The organism is Stenotrophomonas sp. TWI273 (assembly GCF_039674765.1).
Lineage (GTDB): Bacteria > Pseudomonadota > Gammaproteobacteria > Xanthomonadales > Xanthomonadaceae > Stenotrophomonas.
Genome location: NZ_JBDJOA010000006.1, coordinates 296,738 through 313,712, shown reverse-complemented (window position 1 = coordinate 313,712; position 16,975 = coordinate 296,738). Strand labels below are relative to the sequence as shown.

At 68.4% G+C, this 16,975-nt stretch carries 17 protein-coding genes and 1 pseudogene; 10 read left to right on the top strand and 8 right to left on the bottom strand.

Annotated features, from left to right (window positions below; genetic code table 11):
• Nucleotides 1–156 precede the first annotated feature (156 nt).
• From ABE571_RS11190 to ABE571_RS11175, 4 genes and pseudogenes are all read right to left on the bottom strand, one after another.
• Nucleotides 157–1,098: pseudogene (locus tag ABE571_RS11190) on the bottom strand (DUF6607 family protein).
• Nucleotides 1,098–1,688 carry a Hemin transport protein gene (locus ABE571_RS11185; protein WP_313219963.1) on the bottom strand — a complete coding sequence of 197 codons (591 nt, stop codon included), beginning with the start codon at nt 1,686–1,688 and terminating at the stop codon, nt 1,098–1,100. Before ABE571_RS11185 ends, ABE571_RS11190 begins: the two are co-directional and overlap by 1 nt.
• A 109-nt stretch (nt 1,689–1,797) precedes the next feature.
• A complete protein-coding gene (locus tag ABE571_RS11180; protein WP_019182448.1) occupies nt 1,798–1,995 on the bottom strand; it encodes a hemin uptake protein HemP in 198 nt (65 codons plus the stop codon).
• 313 nt (nt 1,996–2,308) lie between these two features.
• Nucleotides 2,309–3,277 carry an aldo/keto reductase gene (locus ABE571_RS11175; RefSeq protein ID WP_313219964.1) on the bottom strand — a complete coding sequence of 323 codons (969 nt, stop codon included), beginning with the start codon at nt 3,275–3,277 and terminating at the stop codon, nt 2,309–2,311.
• Nucleotides 3,278–3,529: 252 nt separating this feature from the next.
• Here ABE571_RS11175 and ABE571_RS11170 point away from each other — a divergent pair, with 252 nt between their 5' ends.
• Entirely contained in the window at nt 3,530–4,828 is a 1,299-nt protein-coding gene (locus ABE571_RS11170; protein WP_121042760.1) for a nucleoside transporter C-terminal domain-containing protein, read from the top strand.
• A 26-nt stretch (nt 4,829–4,854) separates the two neighbouring features.
• Nucleotides 4,855–5,820: a ribokinase gene (locus ABE571_RS11165; protein ID WP_313210164.1), complete on the top strand. Its 966-nt coding sequence runs from the start codon at nt 4,855–4,857 to the stop codon at nt 5,818–5,820.
• A 96-nt stretch (nt 5,821–5,916) separates the two neighbouring features.
• On the opposite strand, the gene ABE571_RS11160 is transcribed toward ABE571_RS11165, so the two are convergent.
• On the bottom strand, nt 5,917–6,558 hold the full coding sequence (locus tag ABE571_RS11160) for a hypothetical protein (protein WP_346481803.1): 642 nt from the start codon (nt 6,556–6,558) through the stop codon (nt 5,917–5,919).
• A 76-nt stretch (nt 6,559–6,634) separates the two neighbouring features.
• Between ABE571_RS11160 and ABE571_RS11155 the strand changes: the two genes are divergently transcribed.
• From ABE571_RS11155 to ABE571_RS11130, 6 genes are all read left to right on the top strand, one after another.
• Nucleotides 6,635–7,492 (top strand): hypothetical protein, encoded by an 858-nt coding sequence (locus ABE571_RS11155; protein ID WP_346493720.1) that lies wholly within the window; start codon nt 6,635–6,637, stop codon nt 7,490–7,492.
• Between the two features lie 51 nt (nt 7,493–7,543).
• Nucleotides 7,544–8,122, top strand: a complete 579-nt coding sequence (locus tag ABE571_RS11150; RefSeq protein WP_346462836.1) for a hypothetical protein — start codon at nt 7,544–7,546, stop codon at nt 8,120–8,122.
• Nucleotides 8,119–9,453: a YcaO-like family protein gene (locus ABE571_RS11145; RefSeq protein WP_346493719.1), complete on the top strand. Its 1,335-nt coding sequence runs from the start codon at nt 8,119–8,121 to the stop codon at nt 9,451–9,453. Before ABE571_RS11150 ends, ABE571_RS11145 begins: the two co-directional genes overlap by 4 nt.
• A 14-nt stretch (nt 9,454–9,467) precedes the next feature.
• Nucleotides 9,468–10,214 carry a SagB/ThcOx family dehydrogenase gene (locus ABE571_RS11140; protein WP_346493718.1) on the top strand — a complete coding sequence of 249 codons (747 nt, stop codon included), beginning with the start codon at nt 9,468–9,470 and terminating at the stop codon, nt 10,212–10,214.
• Nucleotides 10,215–10,404: 190 nt separating this feature from the next.
• Nucleotides 10,405–11,397, top strand: coding sequence for a tRNA dihydrouridine synthase DusB (dusB, locus tag ABE571_RS11135; protein WP_313210176.1), 993 nt, complete (start codon nt 10,405–10,407; stop codon nt 11,395–11,397).
• A gap of 9 nt (nt 11,398–11,406) precedes the next feature.
• A complete protein-coding gene (locus ABE571_RS11130) occupies nt 11,407–12,234 on the top strand; it encodes a methyltransferase domain-containing protein (RefSeq protein WP_070471740.1) in 828 nt (275 codons plus the stop codon).
• A 13-nt stretch (nt 12,235–12,247) separates the two neighbouring features.
• On the opposite strand, the gene ABE571_RS11125 is transcribed toward ABE571_RS11130, so the two are convergent.
• Genes ABE571_RS11125 through ABE571_RS11115 form a run of 3 tightly spaced genes read right to left on the bottom strand, consistent with a single transcriptional unit; the run spans nt 12,248 to nt 14,652 of the window.
• On the bottom strand, nt 12,248–12,688 hold the full coding sequence (locus ABE571_RS11125; protein WP_346493717.1) for a hypothetical protein: 441 nt from the start codon (nt 12,686–12,688) through the stop codon (nt 12,248–12,250).
• Nucleotides 12,685–13,761, bottom strand: coding sequence for a metal-dependent hydrolase (locus ABE571_RS11120; RefSeq protein ID WP_346493716.1), 1,077 nt, complete (start codon nt 13,759–13,761; stop codon nt 12,685–12,687). Before ABE571_RS11120 ends, ABE571_RS11125 begins: the two co-directional genes overlap by 4 nt.
• A 48-nt stretch (nt 13,762–13,809) precedes the next feature.
• Nucleotides 13,810–14,652: a UDP-2,3-diacylglucosamine diphosphatase gene (locus ABE571_RS11115; protein ID WP_346483118.1), complete on the bottom strand. Its 843-nt coding sequence runs from the start codon at nt 14,650–14,652 to the stop codon at nt 13,810–13,812.
• A 327-nt stretch (nt 14,653–14,979) separates the two neighbouring features.
• Between ABE571_RS11115 and metK the strand changes: the two genes are divergently transcribed.
• Complete coding sequence (gene metK / locus ABE571_RS11110) at nt 14,980–16,191, top strand: methionine adenosyltransferase (protein WP_313210185.1); 1,212 nt, start codon at nt 14,980–14,982, stop codon at nt 16,189–16,191.
• A gap of 212 nt (nt 16,192–16,403) precedes the next feature.
• On the top strand, nt 16,404–16,922 hold the full coding sequence (locus tag ABE571_RS11105; RefSeq protein WP_070471768.1) for an acyl-CoA thioesterase: 519 nt from the start codon (nt 16,404–16,406) through the stop codon (nt 16,920–16,922).
• The last annotated feature ends 53 nt before the right edge of the window (nt 16,923–16,975 follow it).

The following is a 16,975-nucleotide window of genomic DNA, read 5'->3' as shown; positions in this document are numbered from 1 at the left end:
TGACGGTCCTGGGCAGGGCTACCCGCCATCCTTCCCGATGGATGGATGGGCCAGCGGCGGGTCTACCGTTGGCGTGCAGTTACCACCACCATTGATGGGGCATAGTGCTGCTTCGACGTTTGGCGATGGAGGCAAACGCCGCCGGTTGCGTCTGCGTCAGCGCGCGCGTTCTGTCGGTGCTTTTTCCACCCACTGCTGGAAGACGGCGTCGATCTCGGTGTCCGCCACGGTCTTGCCGTCCTGGATGTCCTGGGCCTGGGTGAACAGCGGGATGATCATCGCCATGCCGTCGGGTTTGGTTTTCAGGTGCACGCCCGGTGCGTTGCCGAGGAAGCTGTTCCAACGCTGGCGCACCTTCGCCCACTAACCCGCGGTGGCGGTCCAGTAGGCGTAGGCGGGGGTGAAGTCCACCTCGGTGGTTCTGTTGTAATCGTTGAAGCCGAATTCGCGCGCGATCGATGTCTGCGCGCCGTCGGGGCGCCGCTGGATCTTGGTGTTGAACTGCTCGTGGGTCCACCCGTTGGGCGTGCGCGTGTGCCGGTTGATCACGGCCAGGGCGTTGTAGTCGCTGCGGCGGGTGTATTCGCGGCGCGGCAGGGGGCGCCAGCTGAGGTCGCTGGTCCACGCGGCGATACCGTTGTCGTAGCGCCAGGCGCCGGTGCCGCAGTAGCGCGGTGCGTCGCTGACTTCGTAGACGCATTGGGTCCAGGCACCGGTGGTGAGCGCCGTGGGAATGGGGCGCACCTGCCAGGTCTGGTCGGCAGTGAACTCGAACCGGGTCGGTGCCTGGTAGACCCAGTCCTGGCGCCAGTGCTTGGTGACGTGGCCGCTCTTCGGTTCGACCAGCAGGTGCTGCAGCACCACCCGCGTTGGGGTGTCTTCGACCACGATCACCACTTCGTTGCCGCCGGTGCGCACGGCCGGCGCGCGTTCGTAGCCGGGTTGGAGCAGCACGGTTTCGTCGAAGGCGAAGTCGACGATGTATTCGCCCTGCATGGCCAGGATGCTGGCGCGGTCGCGTGCGGGGTCGGCCGGTGTGGCATGCGCGCTGGCGGTGAGCGCGAGCAGCAGCCCTGCCAGGGCGAGCGCGGGCGTCATTACAGCTGGATCACCGGCATGCCGCCGGCCGCCCATGGTCCGCTGCGGCGGGCCGCGCTGGCGCAGCAACCGTCGTCGACCCAGAGCTCGCCTTCGGCGCCTTCCACGGTGCCGATCCGGCGCGCGGTGCTGGCGCCCAGCGCGGACAAGGAGGCCAGGCTGGCGGCGAGTTCGCGGCCTTCGCCGACCTGCAGGCGCAGCGCGCACATGCGCCACGCGTCGTTGCCCAGGCGCACGGCGAGGCGTCGCCACAGGCGCTCGGCGACACCGGCGTCGTTGACCGGTTCGGGCCGTGCGGGAAACGCGGACACGAGGCGATCCCACGCGAGGAAATCGCTGTCGGGCAGCAGATACAGGCGCCAGCAGCAGCGGCCGCGGGCGTCGACGAAGCAGAGGCTTTCGCGGATGCCTTCGCTGTCCATGCCCTGGCAGGCATGCGCGGAGACCGCGTGTTTCCAGCCACCGAGTTCACTGCTGTCCGGGCGGTACAGGCACAGCACGGTACCCAGCGAGGCCAGTTGCGCGGCCGATGGCAGGCCGGCGATGGGATGGCGGCCCGGTGGGCGGCCGACGGAAAGGGCACGGCTCATGGCGGTCTACCTGCAATCGACGGTTGCGAGGGGAGACCCTCGACCCACGCCGTGGACCGGAGTCGACGGCGGAGTGTCGAGGGGGAGAGAGCTGGGGGAGGAACGGCCGTTACTTGGTCAGGATCAGCTTGTCGTTGCTGGTATGACGCAGGCGATAGAAACGATCGCCGTGCTGGATCAGGATTTCGCGGCGCCCCTTGAGCAGGGCTTCGCTGTCGATCACTTCTTCCGGCGGGACCACGCGGACCGGACGGTCGCGGAGGGTCAGCGTTTCGGGGCGCAGCAGTACAGCAGCTTGAGTGTTCATCGTCTGGACTCGTTGCGAGGGGCGAGTCAAATGATAATGATTCTCAGTTGACAATCAACAACCATTCTCACTTTGATAGATGGCATTAATGATCGACTACCCAACTTCGATAGCCTTTATCAATCGCCATGTGTGGGTGGTCGCCCGTCGGGTGACCTGCCGCGCCGGCCTGCGGCCGCCACTACCCTGGAGGGACGGCGCCTGTTGCAGACGCCCTGCTCCGCTCCGCGCAGCGACCCCGCTTCTGTCTGCCGCCGCCGCAGCAGCGGTAGTGCCGGCCGCTGGCCGGCTCTCCGGATCCCGACAGACGCAATCAGGCAAAGACCGCTTCCACCTGCTGCCAGATTCCTTCATCGAGCTGCTCGAACAGCGCCAGGGCGCCCAGGTTCTCTTCCAGCTGGCTGACCCGGCTGGCGCCGAGGATCACGCTGGAAACATTCGGATTGCGCAGGCACCAGGCGATCGCCAGCTGCGCCGGCGAGACGCCCAGCTGCGCGGCCAGTGCGGTGTAGCGCCGCACCCGCTCCATGCGGTCGCTGCCATCGTCGAGCACCTGCGCCTTCAGCCAGCCCAGCTGTTCCTGGCCCAGCCGCGACTGCGGGTCCACGCCGGCGTTGTACTTGCCGGTCAGCAGGCCCGAGGCCAGCGGCGACCAGATGGTGGTGCCCAGGCCAGCCTCGGCATACAGCGGCGCGTATTCGCGCTCCACCCGCTCGCGGTGCAGCAGGTTGTACTGCGGCTGTTCCATCGAGGGCGCATGCAGGTTGCGCGCGCGGGCGATGTCCACCGCCTCCTGGATCTGCGCGGCCGACCATTCCGACGTGCCCCAGTACAGCACCTTGCCCTGGCGGATCAGGGTATCCATGGCCTGCACGGTCTCGGCGATCGGGGTATCCGGATCCGGGCGATGGCAATAGTAAAGGTCCAGGTACTCCACCCGCAGGCGCTTGAGCGCGGCGTGGCAGGCGTCGGTGACATGCTTTCGCGACAGCCCGTGCTGGGTCGGGCGCGGGTCGTCGACGGCGCCGAAAAACACCTTGCTGGAGACGCAGAAGCCATCGCGCGGCAGGCGCAGGTCGGCGATCACATCGCCCATCACCTGCTCGGCGCGGCCGCGGGCATAGCCTTCGGCGTTGTCGAAGAAATTGACCCCGGCATCCCAGGCGGTGGCGATCAGCTTGCGGGCCTCATCGCGGCCGATCTGGTCGCCGAAGGTCACCCAGGCCCCGAAGGACAGGGCCGAGAGCTTCAGGCCGGTGGAGCCAAGACGGCGATAGAGCATGTGGTTCTCCTGCTGCGGGCCCGCGACCGGGCCGGATCGATGCCGGTAAGTGTAGAGCGGGGCGGCGCAGTTCCGCGCGGCTTGCCGCGGCGGCGGTCTCACGCCCCGTGACACGCCGCACGGAAACCGGGCCATGCCTTGCCGATACAGGCCCGATCACGACCGATCGGCTCGCGGACGCTGCTTTTCCTTGCCCCGCCCCTGCCGCTGCTCTAGGCTTCCCGTTTTTCGCGGCGCCCCAAGGGAAGTCTCATGGTCGAAGGTTTGGGCAGGATTGGCTTCGGCCTGTTCGGGTTGGCAGTGCTGATCGGCATTGCCTGGTTGTTCTCGAACAACAAGCGGGCTGTCGACTGGCGCCTGGTCGTCACCGGTATCGCACTGCAGATCGCCTTCGCGGCGGTGGTGCTGCTGGTCCCGGGTGGCCGTGATGTGTTCGACGCGCTGGGCAAGGGCTTCGTCAAGATCCTGGAGTTCGTCAACGCCGGCTCGGGCTTCATCTTCGGCAGCCTGATGGACACCAGCCAGTTCGGTTTCATCTTCGCCTTCCAGGTGCTGCCGACCATCATCTTCTTCTCGGCGCTGATGGGGGTCATGTACCACCTCAACGTGATGCAGATGATCGTGCGCGGCATGGCCTGGGCGATCACCAAGATCATGCGTGTGTCCGGTGCGGAAACCACCAGCGTCTGCGCCAGCGTGTTCATCGGCCAGACCGAAGCGCCGCTGACGGTACGCCCGTACATCGCCAAGATGACCCAGTCCGAGCTGATCACCATGATGATCGGCGGCATGGCGCACATTGCCGGCGGCGTGCTGGCCGCGTATGTGGGCATGCTCGGTGCCGGCGATCCGGTCGAACAGGCCTTCTACGCCAAGCATCTGCTGGCCGCGAGCATCATGGCGGCCCCGGCGACCCTGGTGGTGGCCAAGCTGCTGGTGCCCGAGACCGGTACCCCGCTGACCCGCGGCACGGTCAAGATGGAAGTGGAGAAGACCTCCAGCAACATCATCGACGCGGCTGCCGCCGGCGCCGGCGACGGCCTCAAGCTGGCGCTGAACATCGGTGCGATGCTGCTGGCCTTCATCGCCCTGATCGCCCTGATCAACGCGCCCCTGACCTGGCTGGGTGACATCACCGGCCTGGCCGCGCTCATCGGCCGCCCGACCGACCTGTCCACGCTGTTCGGCTTCCTGCTGGCCCCGATCGCCTGGGTGATCGGCACCCCGTGGGCCGATGCCACCACGGTGGGCTCGCTGATCGGCCAGAAGGTGGTGATCAACGAGTTCGTGGCGTATTCGGAGCTGGCCAAGATCATCCGAGGCGAGGTGCCGGGCACGGTGCTGTCGGCCGAGGGTCGCCTGGTCGCCACCTACGCGCTGTGCGGTTTTGCCAACTTCAGCTCCATCGCGATCCAGATCGGTGGTATTGGTGGGCTGGCGCCAGAGCGTCGCCACGATCTGGCCAAGTTCGGCCTGCGTGCCGTGCTCGGCGGTACCATTGCCACCTTCATGACGGCGACCATCGCCGGCGTGCTGACGCATTTCAGCTGATATCCGTTCCCTGAGAAACAGTCTTTATGAGTAGCAGTGTCGTCGTAATCGGTTCCTTCAATGTGGATCATGTCTGGCGTTGTGAGTCGCTCCCGGCCCCGGGTGCGACCATCGCCGGCCGCTACAGCACCGGTCCCGGCGGCAAGGGCTTCAACCAGGCCGTGGCCGCCCGCCGTGCCGGCGCGCCGACCACGTTCCTGTGCGCGCTGGGCGATGACGCCGGCGGTGCGATGGCGCGCGGCCTGGCCGAGCAGGATGGCTTTGCGCTGACCGCCGAAGCCAGCAGCGAGCCGACCGGCACCGGCGGTATCTATGTCGACAGCCGGGGCCGCAACACCATCGTGATCGGCCCGGGGGCCAACGCCGCGCTGAGCCTGGACTTCGTCGAACAGCAGCGCGCGCTGCTGGCCGGTGCCAAGGTGGTGCTGGCGCAGCTGGAATCGCCGGTGGAAACCATCGAGGCCGCCCTGGCGATCGCGCGTGAAGCCGGTGCCACCACCGTGCTCAACGTGGCGCCTGCCGATGCACCCTCCAGCATCGGCCTGCTCAAGCTGGCCGATGTGCTGACCCCGAACGAGACCGAGTTCGCTGCCCTGCTCGGCCGTCATGTCGGCGAGCGCGTGGATGCCAACGACGTCGCCGCGCTGGATGGCGCCAGCCTGCATGCGCTGTGCCGCAAGCTGGTCGGCAACGGCACCGTGGTGGTGACGTTGGGTTCGGTCGGTGTATTCGTGTCGCACGCCGAAGAAAACCTGCGTGGCGACACGCAGCCGTACTACCGCGTGGGCGCCGAGCAGGTGCAGGTGCTGGACACCACCGGTGCAGGCGATGCGTTCAACGGCGCCCTGGTCGCCTCGATCGCGCAGGACCCGGAGGCGGCGTTTGCCCGCCACGTGCGTTTCGCCAATCAGTTCGCCGGTCGTTCGACCGAGAAGGAAGGCGCCGCCGCGGCGATGCCGCACTTCACCCCGGCCGACGCCGAAAACAAGTAAGCGTCACCGGTGTGGATACCAAGAGGCCAGCGTTCGCGCTGGCCTTTTTTTTTGGAAGCGGCAGTCCCCACCGTTGGTGGGTACGATGCGCCAGGCCTACCGCAAGCGTCGGGGCCGCGTGATCCACAGCGCCAGCGCGCCCACCAGGAGTCCGGCAAGCACGTCCAGCAGATCGTGCTGCCAGGTGGTGAGCGTCGAGAGCAGGATCAGCCCACAGGCGCCGTGCCACAGCCAGCGCAGTGCCGTCGCATCGGCCTGCAGCCACTGCCGCCATGCCTGCCAGACCACCACCAATACCGCGGCGTGCAGCGACGGCGCCATGTTGAACGGCGCCTCGAACGCGCGCAGCTGTGCGAACAACAGCCCGCTCACGCCATCCGGCTGGGGCAAAACACGCACGTTGCCGGTCGGCCAGCACACGAAGGCGAGCATGCAGGCGGCCTGCACCAGCGCGATGGCCAGCGCATGGCGGCGCAGGGCCGATCGGGTCGGGCAGAGGAAGAACGTCAGCGGGTACAGCAGGTTCAGGGCCAGGTACGGCCAGATCGTCCACGCCCAGAACGGAATCGCCTCGTCCCAGCGACCGTGCAGGCTATAGGTCTGGGCTTGGCTGGCGGCCCAGTGGTTGGTCCAGCTGTAGCCGTGGATGAACATGGCGCCGAGCAGCAGCATCCACAGCATCGCCTCGCGCCAGGGCGGCTGGAGGACGGACGCGGTGGCAACAGGCGGCGTGGGCACGCGCGCACCCTAGCAGAACGTGGCCCGCCTGTTTGCCGCTATCCTTGCGTTTTCGCGGATACACGGACTGTACGCAGTGGCAGCAGCAGGCAGTCAGGAACACGCCGGCCCGCACGTGGGCGAACCGCGCTGGACGCGCAATCCGGCCTGGGCGCTGTTTCCGCAGACCCATGCGCAGCGCCCGCTGCTGCTGGTGTCCGGTGGCGCCGACGAACTGTATGTCGTCGATGAGGCCGACACCCCGACGGTCATCGAACGGATCCTCGGCCACTGGGAAAACGACACCCTGGCGATCCTGCAGGACGATGCCGAGTGCGGCCCGGCGGTCCGCCAGTTGATACGTCTCGGTGTGCTGGTGCCGCGGCGCGCCGCGCGCAGAGTGACGCGCTACGCAATCGACTGGCTCGGCGAACCGCTGCCCGGGTTGCCCGACGCCTTCGACCGGCATGCCAGCGCGGATCTGCAGCGCGTCGATGCCATCGCGGATGCCGACCTCCTCGTGCTGGTCCGGCACGGGCTGGGCTGGGAACAGGCCTTGGCCCACTACCGCACACAGATGCCGGTACAACCGCATCTGCTGCTCGACCTCAGCTATCACCACACGCTCGCGCTGGGCCCCTATGTAGTGCCCGGCCAGAGCGCCTGCGTGTATTGCCTGGGCAACCGGGTGCTGCGCCGCTGGGGCGAAGCACCCGTGCCGGCGATGCCGGCGGTCGCAGCGCAACCGGCCCGGATCGCGGCGCTGGTCGCCCCCTTGCTGGATCAGCCGCCGCTGTTGCTGGGCTATCTCGAACGCAGCGTCTGGCTCGACCTGCAGCGCCTGCACGGCGAACGCGACCGGGTGCTGCGGCTGCCGTGGTGCCCCGCCTGCCAGGGTGGCGAAGCGTCACTGCCACCACCGCTGTCCTTGCCTTGGGACACCGGGCGCCCGTGATAATGTGCGCCACGCGCCGGGCGTTTCCGCCCCGGTCAATGGAGTGACCTCATGTATCGCCTGCCGACCCAGTTCGATGCCAGTGCCTCACGCCAGGACCTTGCCGCGGCAGGCGGCGGCTCGACGTCGACCACCTGCAGTTCCTGCATCGTCACCCTGCTCGGCACCTCGGTGCTGTCGGCGGTGGTGCTTGGCAAGCTGGACCCCGTAACAACTGCGGCCGTCAGCAGCGACGCACACGCCACGGTCGCCAGCGTCGACACCGGTACGGACCTCCCCCCCCAGCCACCTGCGTTGCCGCAGACACCGATCAGCGCTGCGACGCCGGACCGTCCGGACACCCCCGTCGCTGTCGTGCCGGTGGCCGGATTGAGCCGCACCAGTCGGGTGTTGCTCGGGCTGTTCGCCTTGCCGCTGGCCGCGATCGGCGGTGGCATTTTCATGAGCACCGCCAACCCGATATTCGGGCTGTTCGTCGCCGTGGGGCTGTATCTGGGCATCTATGCCCTCGTCTACGAACGCGCGGGGCGTTCGCTCGGGCGCGGCATCGGTATCGCCATCGGGCTGCTGCTGGGCCTGTTCGCCGTCGGCGCGCTCGAGATGATGCTCTGGCTGAGCGTGTTGAAATGAGCCGCGCCGCCGTGCAGGCGGCGCTGGAAACGCCCACGCTGTCGTCGCACCTGCTGCATGGCGCGGCGCGTCCGCGCTGCGGTCTGGTGCGCCCGGCACAGCCGATCGAGGCCAACCCCTGCGATGCCACCGGGCCCTTGTTCGAGGGACGGCGCGTACACAATGCCGCCACCCCGGCCGATCCGGCCAATCCCTGGCAGGGCGTCTCTGGCGCGGTCGCGCTGGAGGCCGATGCGGCCGCCGATGGCGCGGTTGCCGAAGCCCTGGAGCGACTGGCGGCGGCGCAGGCGGGCCTGGAGGTGCGTCGCCGCGATGCGCTGACGCCCGCACAACGCCTGGACGAATCGGCCTTCGCGCTGTTCTCGGCCCGACAACGCGCAACGCCGGGTTTTCCATGGCCGATGCCCGAACGCGACGACGATCTGTTCGCCGCGGTGCATGCACTGGATGACAACCGGGTGGCCTGGGTGCCGCAGGAACTGGTCGGACTGGGGCCGCGCAGCGGCCAGGCGCGATTGCCGTCGACGTCCAGTGGCCTGGCGGCCTGGCGGGATGGCCGCGATGGGGCCTGGCTGGCGCTGCTGCGCGCGGCCCAGGAGCTGCTGGAGCGCGATGCGCTGGCGGTGACCTGGCTCAATGGCGTGGCCGGCCGGCGGATCGCCCTGCCGACCCAATGGCAGGCATTCGCGGACGCGCGCGGGGGCGAACTGCAGGCCTTCGACCTGACCCAGCACTGGAACCCGCACCCGGTGATCGCGGTCGCCGGCGGCATTCCGTTCGAAGGCCGCCCCCGCTACGTCCTCGGCATCGCCTGCCGCGCCGATCCGGGCGAGGCGCTGCACAAGGCGCTGCTGGAATGGCAGCAGGCGCTGACCTTCGCCGCGCATCTGTGTAGCCGCGAAAACGCGCGGCTTCCGCGTGAACCGGCCGCGCTGCGCAGCTTCGACGAACATGCCGCGTTCTACACCCTGCGCCCGGCGCTGTGGCCGCAGCTGCCGCTGCTGCGGGCGGCGGAGGACAGCACCTTGACGCTGCCCCCGCCGGGCGCCGCGGTCCTCCCCGCCGCACCGCGCGCGATTGCCGAGCTGGACATGCTGCGGCGTCGGCTCGGCCGTGCCGGCATCGCGCTGTACTACCGCGAGTTGACCACCACCGATGTGGCCGCGGCCGGCCTGCGGGTGATGCGCGTGCTGTCGCCGCAACTCAGTGGCCTGCATGCCGACGAGCGTGCACCGTTCCTTGGTGGCCGCTGCCAGGATGTGGCGTGGCGGTATCCCGGCGTGCCGCACAGCGGCGCGTTTCCCAATTCCTTCCCGCATCCATTGGGCTGATGCACGAGGACCGCATGCCGTCACCGCCCTCCCCCTGGCACGATGCCCCGCTGTTCCATCTGTTCTGGCACAACGGCGAGCTCAATCCCGCGCGCGCCGGGGTGATGCGCACGCGTATCGCCGAAGATGCCGCACGCCCCGGGTCGCCACCCCGCCCGGTGCATGCGGCCGCCGGCATCGCCCTGCCGGACCCGGTACAGCCGGGTGACGCCCTGGCGCAGCGCCACAGTGGCCGCCGCTTCGGTAACGCACGCTGGGGCACGCAGGAACTGGGGCGCGTGCTGGCCCCGCTGCGGGCCCGGCCCGGCGACAGTGACACGCGGCGCCTGCCGTCCGGCGGTGCCAAATACCCGATCCAGGCGTATGCCGCGCTGTACGGCACCGATGACGCGATCGCCGCAGAGCCGGGCATCCATTGGTACGACCCGATCGGGCATGCACTGGTGCCGGTGGGGCCCTGCCCGGCATGGTCGGCGCTGTCCAGGCTGCTCGGCGTGGATTGGCCGGAGCGGCCCGCCGCCGTGCTGTTCCTGATCGCCGAACCGGCCGGCACGCTGGCCAAGTACGGCGAGCGTGGTGGCCGCTTCGTATTGATCGAGGCCGGGGTCTGGCTGGGCGCACTGGGGGAGCAAGTGGCGGCGATGAACGCCGCCGGCTGCGCGATCGGCGCGTTCGAGGACGCCGCCGTGCTGGCCCTGCTCGGGCTCGACCCGCAGCGGCATCTGGCGGTGCTGGCCTATGCGTGTGGTCCGGCGCCGTGAGCGCGACCGTTGGTCGGCACCTATTCGCGCGTAACCGGTAACCGGCCAGCATCAGCCGCCACTGGGGGCGGCGGAAGCAATCGTCAAGCATATGCTCATGACCGGAGCGCATCAGGCCCTTCCGGATCGGCCTGAACAGGTACCGGTCCCTGCGTGGTTGCCGGCCAGCGGCCGGCACTACAATGCGCACATGCAGATTGGCCCCTACAACATCCAGCCCAACGTGGTGCTGGCGCCGATGGCCGGTGTCACCGACAAGCCCTTCCGCCTGCTGTGCAAACAGCTGGGTGCGGGCTTGGCTGCCTCGGAGATGACCATCTCCGATCCGCGCTTCTGGAACACCCGCAAATCGCTCCACCGCATGGACCATGCCGGCGAGCCGGACCCGATCAGCGTGCAGATCGCCGGGACCGAGCCGCAGCAGCTGGCCGAGGCGGCGCGCTACAACGTGGACCACGGTGCGCAGATCATCGACATCAACATGGGCTGCCCGGCCAAGAAGGTGTGCAACGCCTGGGCCGGTTCGGCGCTGATGCGCGATGAGGATCTGGTCGCGCGCATCCTGACCGCAGTGGTCAACGCGGTGGACGTGCCGGTCACCCTGAAAATCCGCACCGGCTGGGATTGCGACCATCGCAATGGCCCGCTGATCGCGCGCATCGCCGAAGACAGCGGCATCGCCGCGCTGGCCGTGCACGGGCGTACCCGCGACCAGCACTACACCGGCACCGCCGAGTACGAGACCATCGCCGCGATCAAGGCCGCGCTGCGCATTCCGGTGATCGCCAACGGCGACATCGATTCACCGCAGAAGGCCGCGCAGGTGCTCAAGCAGACCGGCGTGGACGCGGTGATGATCGGTCGCGCCGCCCAGGGCCGCCCGTGGATCTTCCGCGAGGTGGCGCATTACCTGGCCACCGGCGCGCTGCTGGCGCCGCCGTCGGTCGCCGAGGTACGCGACCTGCTGCTGGGCCACCTGCATGCGCTGCATGATTTCTATGGCGAGCAGCAGGGCGTGCGCATCGCGCGCAAGCACCTGGGCTGGTACGCCAAGGACCGGCCGGAAAACGCCGCCTTCCGTGCGGTGGTCAACCGCGCCGAGGATGCGGCCAGCCAGGTCGCCCTGACCACCGAATATTTCGACGCCCTCGCCGCCGGCGAGTCGTTGTCGTCCGCTGCCTGAGCCTTCGCCATGACCCCGCCCATCACTGCACCGACCTATCTCCACGGCTTCTCCGATACCGAGCAGCACCGCCTGGTCACCCAGTCGCGCCTGTTCGAATCGAGCATCTTCAGCGGCATCGATTACGGCGGCGCCACGCGCCTGCTGGAAGTCGGCAGCGGCGTCGGGGCACAGACGGACATCCTGCTGCGGCGGTTCCCGGAACTGCATGTCACCGGCGTGGACCTGAGCGAGGCGCAGCTGGCCACCGCCGCCACCAACCTGGCCAAGACGCCGTGGTGCCGCGAGCGCTACACGCTGCTGCAGGCCGATGCCGGCAACCTGCCGTTCGGCGCGCGTGAGTTCGATTCGGCCTTCCTGTGCTGGGTGCTGGAGCATGTGCCGTCACCGGCGCGGGTGCTCAACGAGGTGCGCCGTGTGCTGGTGCCGGGTTCGCCGGTGTATGTCACCGAAGTGATGAACGCCTCGTTCCTGCTCGATCCGTACTCGCCGCATATCTGGCGCTACTGGATGGCCTTCAACGATTTCCAGTACGACCACGGGGGCGATCCGTTCGTCGGTGCCAAGCTCGGCAACCTGCTGCTGGCCGGTGGCTTCCGCGATGTGCACACCGAGATCAAGACCATCCACCTGGACAACCGCGAACCGGCCCGTCGCAAGACCATGATCGCGTTCTGGGAGCAGCTGCTGTTGTCGGCCGCCGATCCGCTGCTGGAGGCCGGGCTGGTCGACCAGGAAACGGTGGATGGCATGCGCCGCGAGTTCAGCCTGGTCCAGAACGACCCCAATGCGGTGTTCTTCTTCTCCTTCGTGCAGGCCCGCGCGACCGTGTACTGACCGCGTCGCGGACCTACCGCGTCGCCCAGGCGATCACGGTCACCACGACCGCGGCGGCCAGCAGCAACCAGATGCCCAGTCCGCCCCGGTCCCCCGGGGCCACCGTGCTGCCACCGGCGGTGTTGCGGGCCCCTTCGCGCGGGCGTGCGGTGGGCGTGCTGCCCACTTCCAGGGTACCGGTGGCCGGCCGCTGGCTGCGCTCGGTGAGCTTGTTCTGCATGCGTCGCGCGCGCTCGGGATCGACCTTGCGCAGCTCGTCCAGCAGCACCTGCTGCTGGCGCGCGCGGTCCGGCTGCGCCTTGGCCTTGTGCAGGATCTCGCGCAACGGCACCGCCGGCTGCTCGGCCGAGCGGCCCGGGGTCACCTCCAGCAACAGCGCGCGGTATTCCGGCGGCACATCGGCCAGCCGCGTGTAGCGCGTGCCATTGATCTCCATTTCAAACCGTTCGGTCACGGTGCCTCCGTCCAACCTGCCTTCGGTGCGATCACGTCGGTGCTCGGCGGCGCATGCCAGATGCGCTGCCACAGGGCCGCGAACCGGCGCTTCAGCATCGTCCTGCCCGGCTCCCCTTCATACGCCGGGCGCAGCTGTCGCGGTGTGATCCCGGCCCAGCCATCGCCTTCCGCCCGCGCAACCGCGAAGGTGAAGGTGTAGTCCGGCTCCAGGCCCATGCGCAGATCGCTGAGCCGCAGTTCGCCATCGACCACCTGGGCACGCATGAAGCCGCGGTTGAACCAGTTCAGCCGCTGCACGGCCGGCAGCTCGGCTGCCTGGCGCAGGGCCTGCACGTTGGAGGGATGGCCCTCGAAGGTCATCGGGCCGCGGTCGGCGATCAGCGAGCGTTCGCCGATCACGTAGCCGTTGGGCGTCATCGCCACCACCTGCCAGAGCAGCGTGTTGAACGGCATCGCCACCGAGAAGCGCGGCGCATCCCCCAGCCCCATCGCCGCCAGCGCGCGATCGGCGTCGCGATCGACGGTGTGCTTGGCCAGCAACGACCAGCCCAGGTAACCACTGCTGAGCACCAGCCCGGCCACCAGCGCTTTCTGCGCCAGCGGACGCGCCCGCGCGAACCATGCCACTGCGCAGGCGAGCAGCAGCCACACGGTGTACAGCGGGTCGATGATGAAGACGCTGGCCCACATCGTCGGGTGCGGGGTGAACGGCCACCACAGCTGGGTGCCGTAGACGGTGAAGGCATCCAGCAGCGGATGGGTGATCAGCGCCAGCAGGATCGCCCAGAACCAGCGCCCCGGCGCCTGCGCCACGCGGCCGTGACCGAACCGTTTGAACAGCCACCAGATCAGCGCAGCCACCCACGGCAGCACCAGCAGCGAGTGACTGTAGCTGCGGTGCTCGACCATCAGCGCCACGGGATCGGCAGCAGTGAAGGCCAGTACCAGCGCATCCAGGTCCGGCAGGGTGCCGAGTGCGGCACCGGCCAACAGGGCCGCGCGGCGATGGCCGGCCGGGGCGATGGCGGCGGCGACCGCGCCGCCGAGAACGATCTGGGTAAAGGAGTCCATCGGCCGATGCTAGCAGCCGGGACTGGCCATGCGCCTCTGCCGTTCTGCTCAGGCCGCTCTGGCCAATTCGGCGCTGCCGGGCAGCGCCACCAGGGTCTGCCCGGTGTGATCCAGCAGCCGCAGGCTCCCATCCGGGTCTTCGGCCAACGCGGTCAGGCTTTCCACCCAGTCACCGTCGTTGGCATAGATCAGCCCGTCGCGCTCGACCAGCGCGGCACGGTGGATATGCCCGCAGACGATGCCATCCAGACCGCGCCGCCGCACATCCTCAAGCCCGGCCTGGACGAAGCGCTCGATGTAACGCTCGGCCGCGCCGCTGCGCTTCTTGAGGAATTCGGAGAGCGACCAGTAGCGCTGGCCGAGCCGTCGTCGCGCGGCATTGAGCAGGTGGTTGCCGGTGAGGATGCGGTAGTACAGCCAGTCCCCGAACTGTTCCTGCAGGCCGCCGAAGTGGGTGACACCGTCGTAGTCATCGCCGTGCACGACCAGCAGCCGGCGCCCGTCGGCGGTCACATGGATTGCCCGGCGCCGCACCTGCATGGCCGGCAGCATCAGCCCGCAGACCTTGCGCAGCGAGGCATCGTGGTTGCCCGGGATGTAGATGATCTCGGTGCCGGTGCGCTGCAGCGCGTGCAGCGCCTGGATCACCTCGCTGTGGGCCGGCCGCCAGGCGGCCCGGCGGTGCGCCATCCACCACAGGTCGATGATGTCGCCCACCAGATACAGCCGTTCGCAGCGCAGCTCGGCCAGGAACCGGGCCAGTTCGGCGGCATGGCAGTGGCGTGAGCCCAGGTGCACGTCAGACAGGAAGACGGCCCGCCGATGGGGCGCCAGGGTCGTCACGGGCCGTGGGGCGGCCTCCCGCGCGTCGCGCTGCTCGAATGCGTGCATGGCGTGCTCCTCAGGTCCGGCGGCCGGATGCGCCGAAGCCTGCACGGCCCCGGCGACAGCCCGATGGCGGTTTGACGACGGGCGGGTGACACGCCCCGGCCTCGGGAGCATCCGGGCGCCCGCCCATCGGCACAGGCGGCAGGCCATTTGTCACGCTCGTGGAACACTGGGCGGCGACCCTGGGCCCCAATCCCGTCACACCGGGCCCTGCGACGGGCACGCGGGCTTAACCACGGGCAACCCGTGCTGACGCACAATGCAAGTGCGCGACTTGCCGTGTATCATTCGCGGCCATCTTTCCATCCGAATCAAAGGATATTACGCCTGATGTCCAGCTACCTGTTCACCTCCGAATCGGTCTCCGAAGGCCATCCGGACAAGATTGCCGACCAGATCTCCGATGCGGTGCTGGACGCGATCCTGACCCAGGACAAGCGTGCGCGCGTGGCCTGCGAAACCATGGTCAAGACTGGCGTGGCCATCGTCGCCGGTGAAATCACCACCAGCGCCTGGATCGACCTGGAAGCCTTGACCCGCAAGGTGATCCTGGACATCGGCTACGACAGCTCCGACGTCGGCTTCGATGGCGCGACCTGCGGCGTGCTGAACCTGATCGGCAAGCAGTCGCCGCACATCGCCCAGGGCGTGGACCGTAAGAAGCCCGAAGAAATGGGCGCTGGCGACCAGGGCCTGATGTTCGGCTATGCCACCAACGAGACCGACAGCTACATGCCGGCCGCGATCCACCTGTCGCACCGCCTGGTCGAGCAGCAGGCCAAGATCCGCAAGAAGAAGAATTCGCCGCTGTCCTGGCTGCGCCCGGATGCCAAGAGCCAGGTCACCCTGCGCTATGAAAACGGTGCCGTCTCGGCCATCGACGCGGTGGTGCTGTCGACCCAGCACGCCCCGGGCGTGAAGCAGAAGGACCTCATCGAGGCCGTCCGCGAAGAGATCATCAAGCCGGTGCTGCCGGCCAAGTGGCTGCACAAGGGCACCAAGTTCCACATCAACCCGACCGGCAAGTTCGAGATCGGCGGCCCGGTGGGCGACTGCGGCCTGACCGGCCGCAAGATCATCGTCGACACCTACGGCGGCTGGGCCCGTCACGGGGGTGGTGCGTTCTCGGGCAAGGATCCGTCCAAGGTCGACCGTTCGGCGGCTTACGCGGCCCGTTACGTCGCCAAGAACGTCGTGGCTGCCGGCCTGGCCGACCGTTGCGAAGTGCAGGTCTCCTACGCCATCGGCGTGGCCGAGCCGACCTCGATCTCGGTCACCACCTTCGGCACCGGCAAGATCAGCGATGACAAGATCGAAAAGCTGATCCGCAAGCATTTCGACCTGCGCCCGTACGGCATCATCCAGATGCTGGACCTGATCCACCCGATGTACCAGCAGACTGCGGCCTACGGTCACTTCGGCCGCAAGCCGAAGGACTTCAGCTACCTCAACGCTGCTGGCGAAACCGTCAACGCGACCGCCTTCTCCTGGGAGAAGACCGATCGCGCCGCCGCCCTGCGCGCGGATGCGAAGTTGAAGTAAGAAATGGGCCGCGAAAGCGGCCCTTTTCTTACGGGTAGAGCCGACCGTTGGTCGGCTGGCCGCGCGCAGCGCGGCAATGATCGAAACAAACGACGGGTCGCGAAAGCGGCCCGTCGTCGTTCGGGCACCCCGCCCAGCCGACCAACGGTCGGCTCTTCCGGGCGGGCAACCGGGCGGGCAACCGGGCGGGCAACCGGCGCTACACTCTGTCCATGCCCGAATTCAAATCCAACCAGCTGTCCATGACGGTGCTGATGTCGCCGGACATGGCCAATTTCTCCGGCAAGGTGCACGGCGGTGCCGTGCTGCGCCTGCTCGACCAGGTCGCCTATGCCTGCGCCAGCCGCTATGCCGGCAGCTACGTGGTCACCCTGTCGGTGGACCAGGTGATGTTCCGCCAGCCGATCGCGGTCGGCGAGCTGGTCACCTTCCTGGCCTCGGTGAACTACACCGGCACCTCCTCGATGGAGATCGGGGTCAAGGTGGTGGCCGAGGACATCCTCAAGCGCAGCGTGCGCCACGCCAACAGCTGCTTCTTCACCATGGTCGCGGTGGACGACGACGGCAAGCCGACCCCGGTGCCGCCGCTGGTGCTGGAGACCGCCGACGAACGCCGCCGGCATGCCGCCGCGTTGATCCGCCGCCAGCTGCGCGAAGAGATGGAGCAGCGCCACCTGGAGCTGCTGGCATCCAATCCGCCTGCACCGGGCGATCTGGTCGAGCGGGTCTGAGCCCTGGGCCATGACCAACGGTCATGGCCTACCGGCCAGGTATCGACCGTTGG

Bases quoted from the DNA above. Each gene is read 5' to 3' on its own strand.
- ABE571_RS11150 (WP_346462836.1), top strand. From the start codon at position 7,544: ATGTATCGCCTGCCGACCCAGTTCGATGCCAGTGCCTCACGCCAGGAC.
- ABE571_RS11145 (WP_346493719.1), top strand. From the start codon at position 8,119: ATGAGCCGCGCCGCCGTGCAGGCGGCGCTGGAAACGCCCACGCTGTCG.
- ABE571_RS11105 (WP_070471768.1), top strand. From the start codon at position 16,404: ATGCCCGAATTCAAATCCAACCAGCTGTCCATGACGGTGCTGATGTCG.
- ABE571_RS11175 (WP_313219964.1), bottom strand. From the start codon at position 3,277: ATGCTCTATCGCCGTCTTGGCTCCACCGGCCTGAAGCTCTCGGCCCTG.
- ABE571_RS11140 (WP_346493718.1), top strand. From the start codon at position 9,468: ATGCCGTCACCGCCCTCCCCCTGGCACGATGCCCCGCTGTTCCATCTG.
- ABE571_RS11165 (WP_313210164.1), top strand. From the start codon at position 4,855: ATGAGTAGCAGTGTCGTCGTAATCGGTTCCTTCAATGTGGATCATGTC.
- ABE571_RS11170 (WP_121042760.1), top strand. From the start codon at position 3,530: ATGGTCGAAGGTTTGGGCAGGATTGGCTTCGGCCTGTTCGGGTTGGCA.
- dusB (WP_313210176.1), top strand. From the start codon at position 10,405: ATGCAGATTGGCCCCTACAACATCCAGCCCAACGTGGTGCTGGCGCCG.
- metK (WP_313210185.1), top strand. From the start codon at position 14,980: ATGTCCAGCTACCTGTTCACCTCCGAATCGGTCTCCGAAGGCCATCCG.
- ABE571_RS11120 (WP_346493716.1), bottom strand. From the start codon at position 13,761: ATGGACTCCTTTACCCAGATCGTTCTCGGCGGCGCGGTCGCCGCCGCC.
- ABE571_RS11130 (WP_070471740.1), top strand. From the start codon at position 11,407: ATGACCCCGCCCATCACTGCACCGACCTATCTCCACGGCTTCTCCGAT.
- ABE571_RS11185 (WP_313219963.1), bottom strand. From the start codon at position 1,688: ATGAGCCGTGCCCTTTCCGTCGGCCGCCCACCGGGCCGCCATCCCATC.
- ABE571_RS11115 (WP_346483118.1), bottom strand. From the start codon at position 14,652: ATGCACGCATTCGAGCAGCGCGACGCGCGGGAGGCCGCCCCACGGCCC.
- ABE571_RS11180 (WP_019182448.1), bottom strand. From the start codon at position 1,995: ATGAACACTCAAGCTGCTGTACTGCTGCGCCCCGAAACGCTGACCCTC.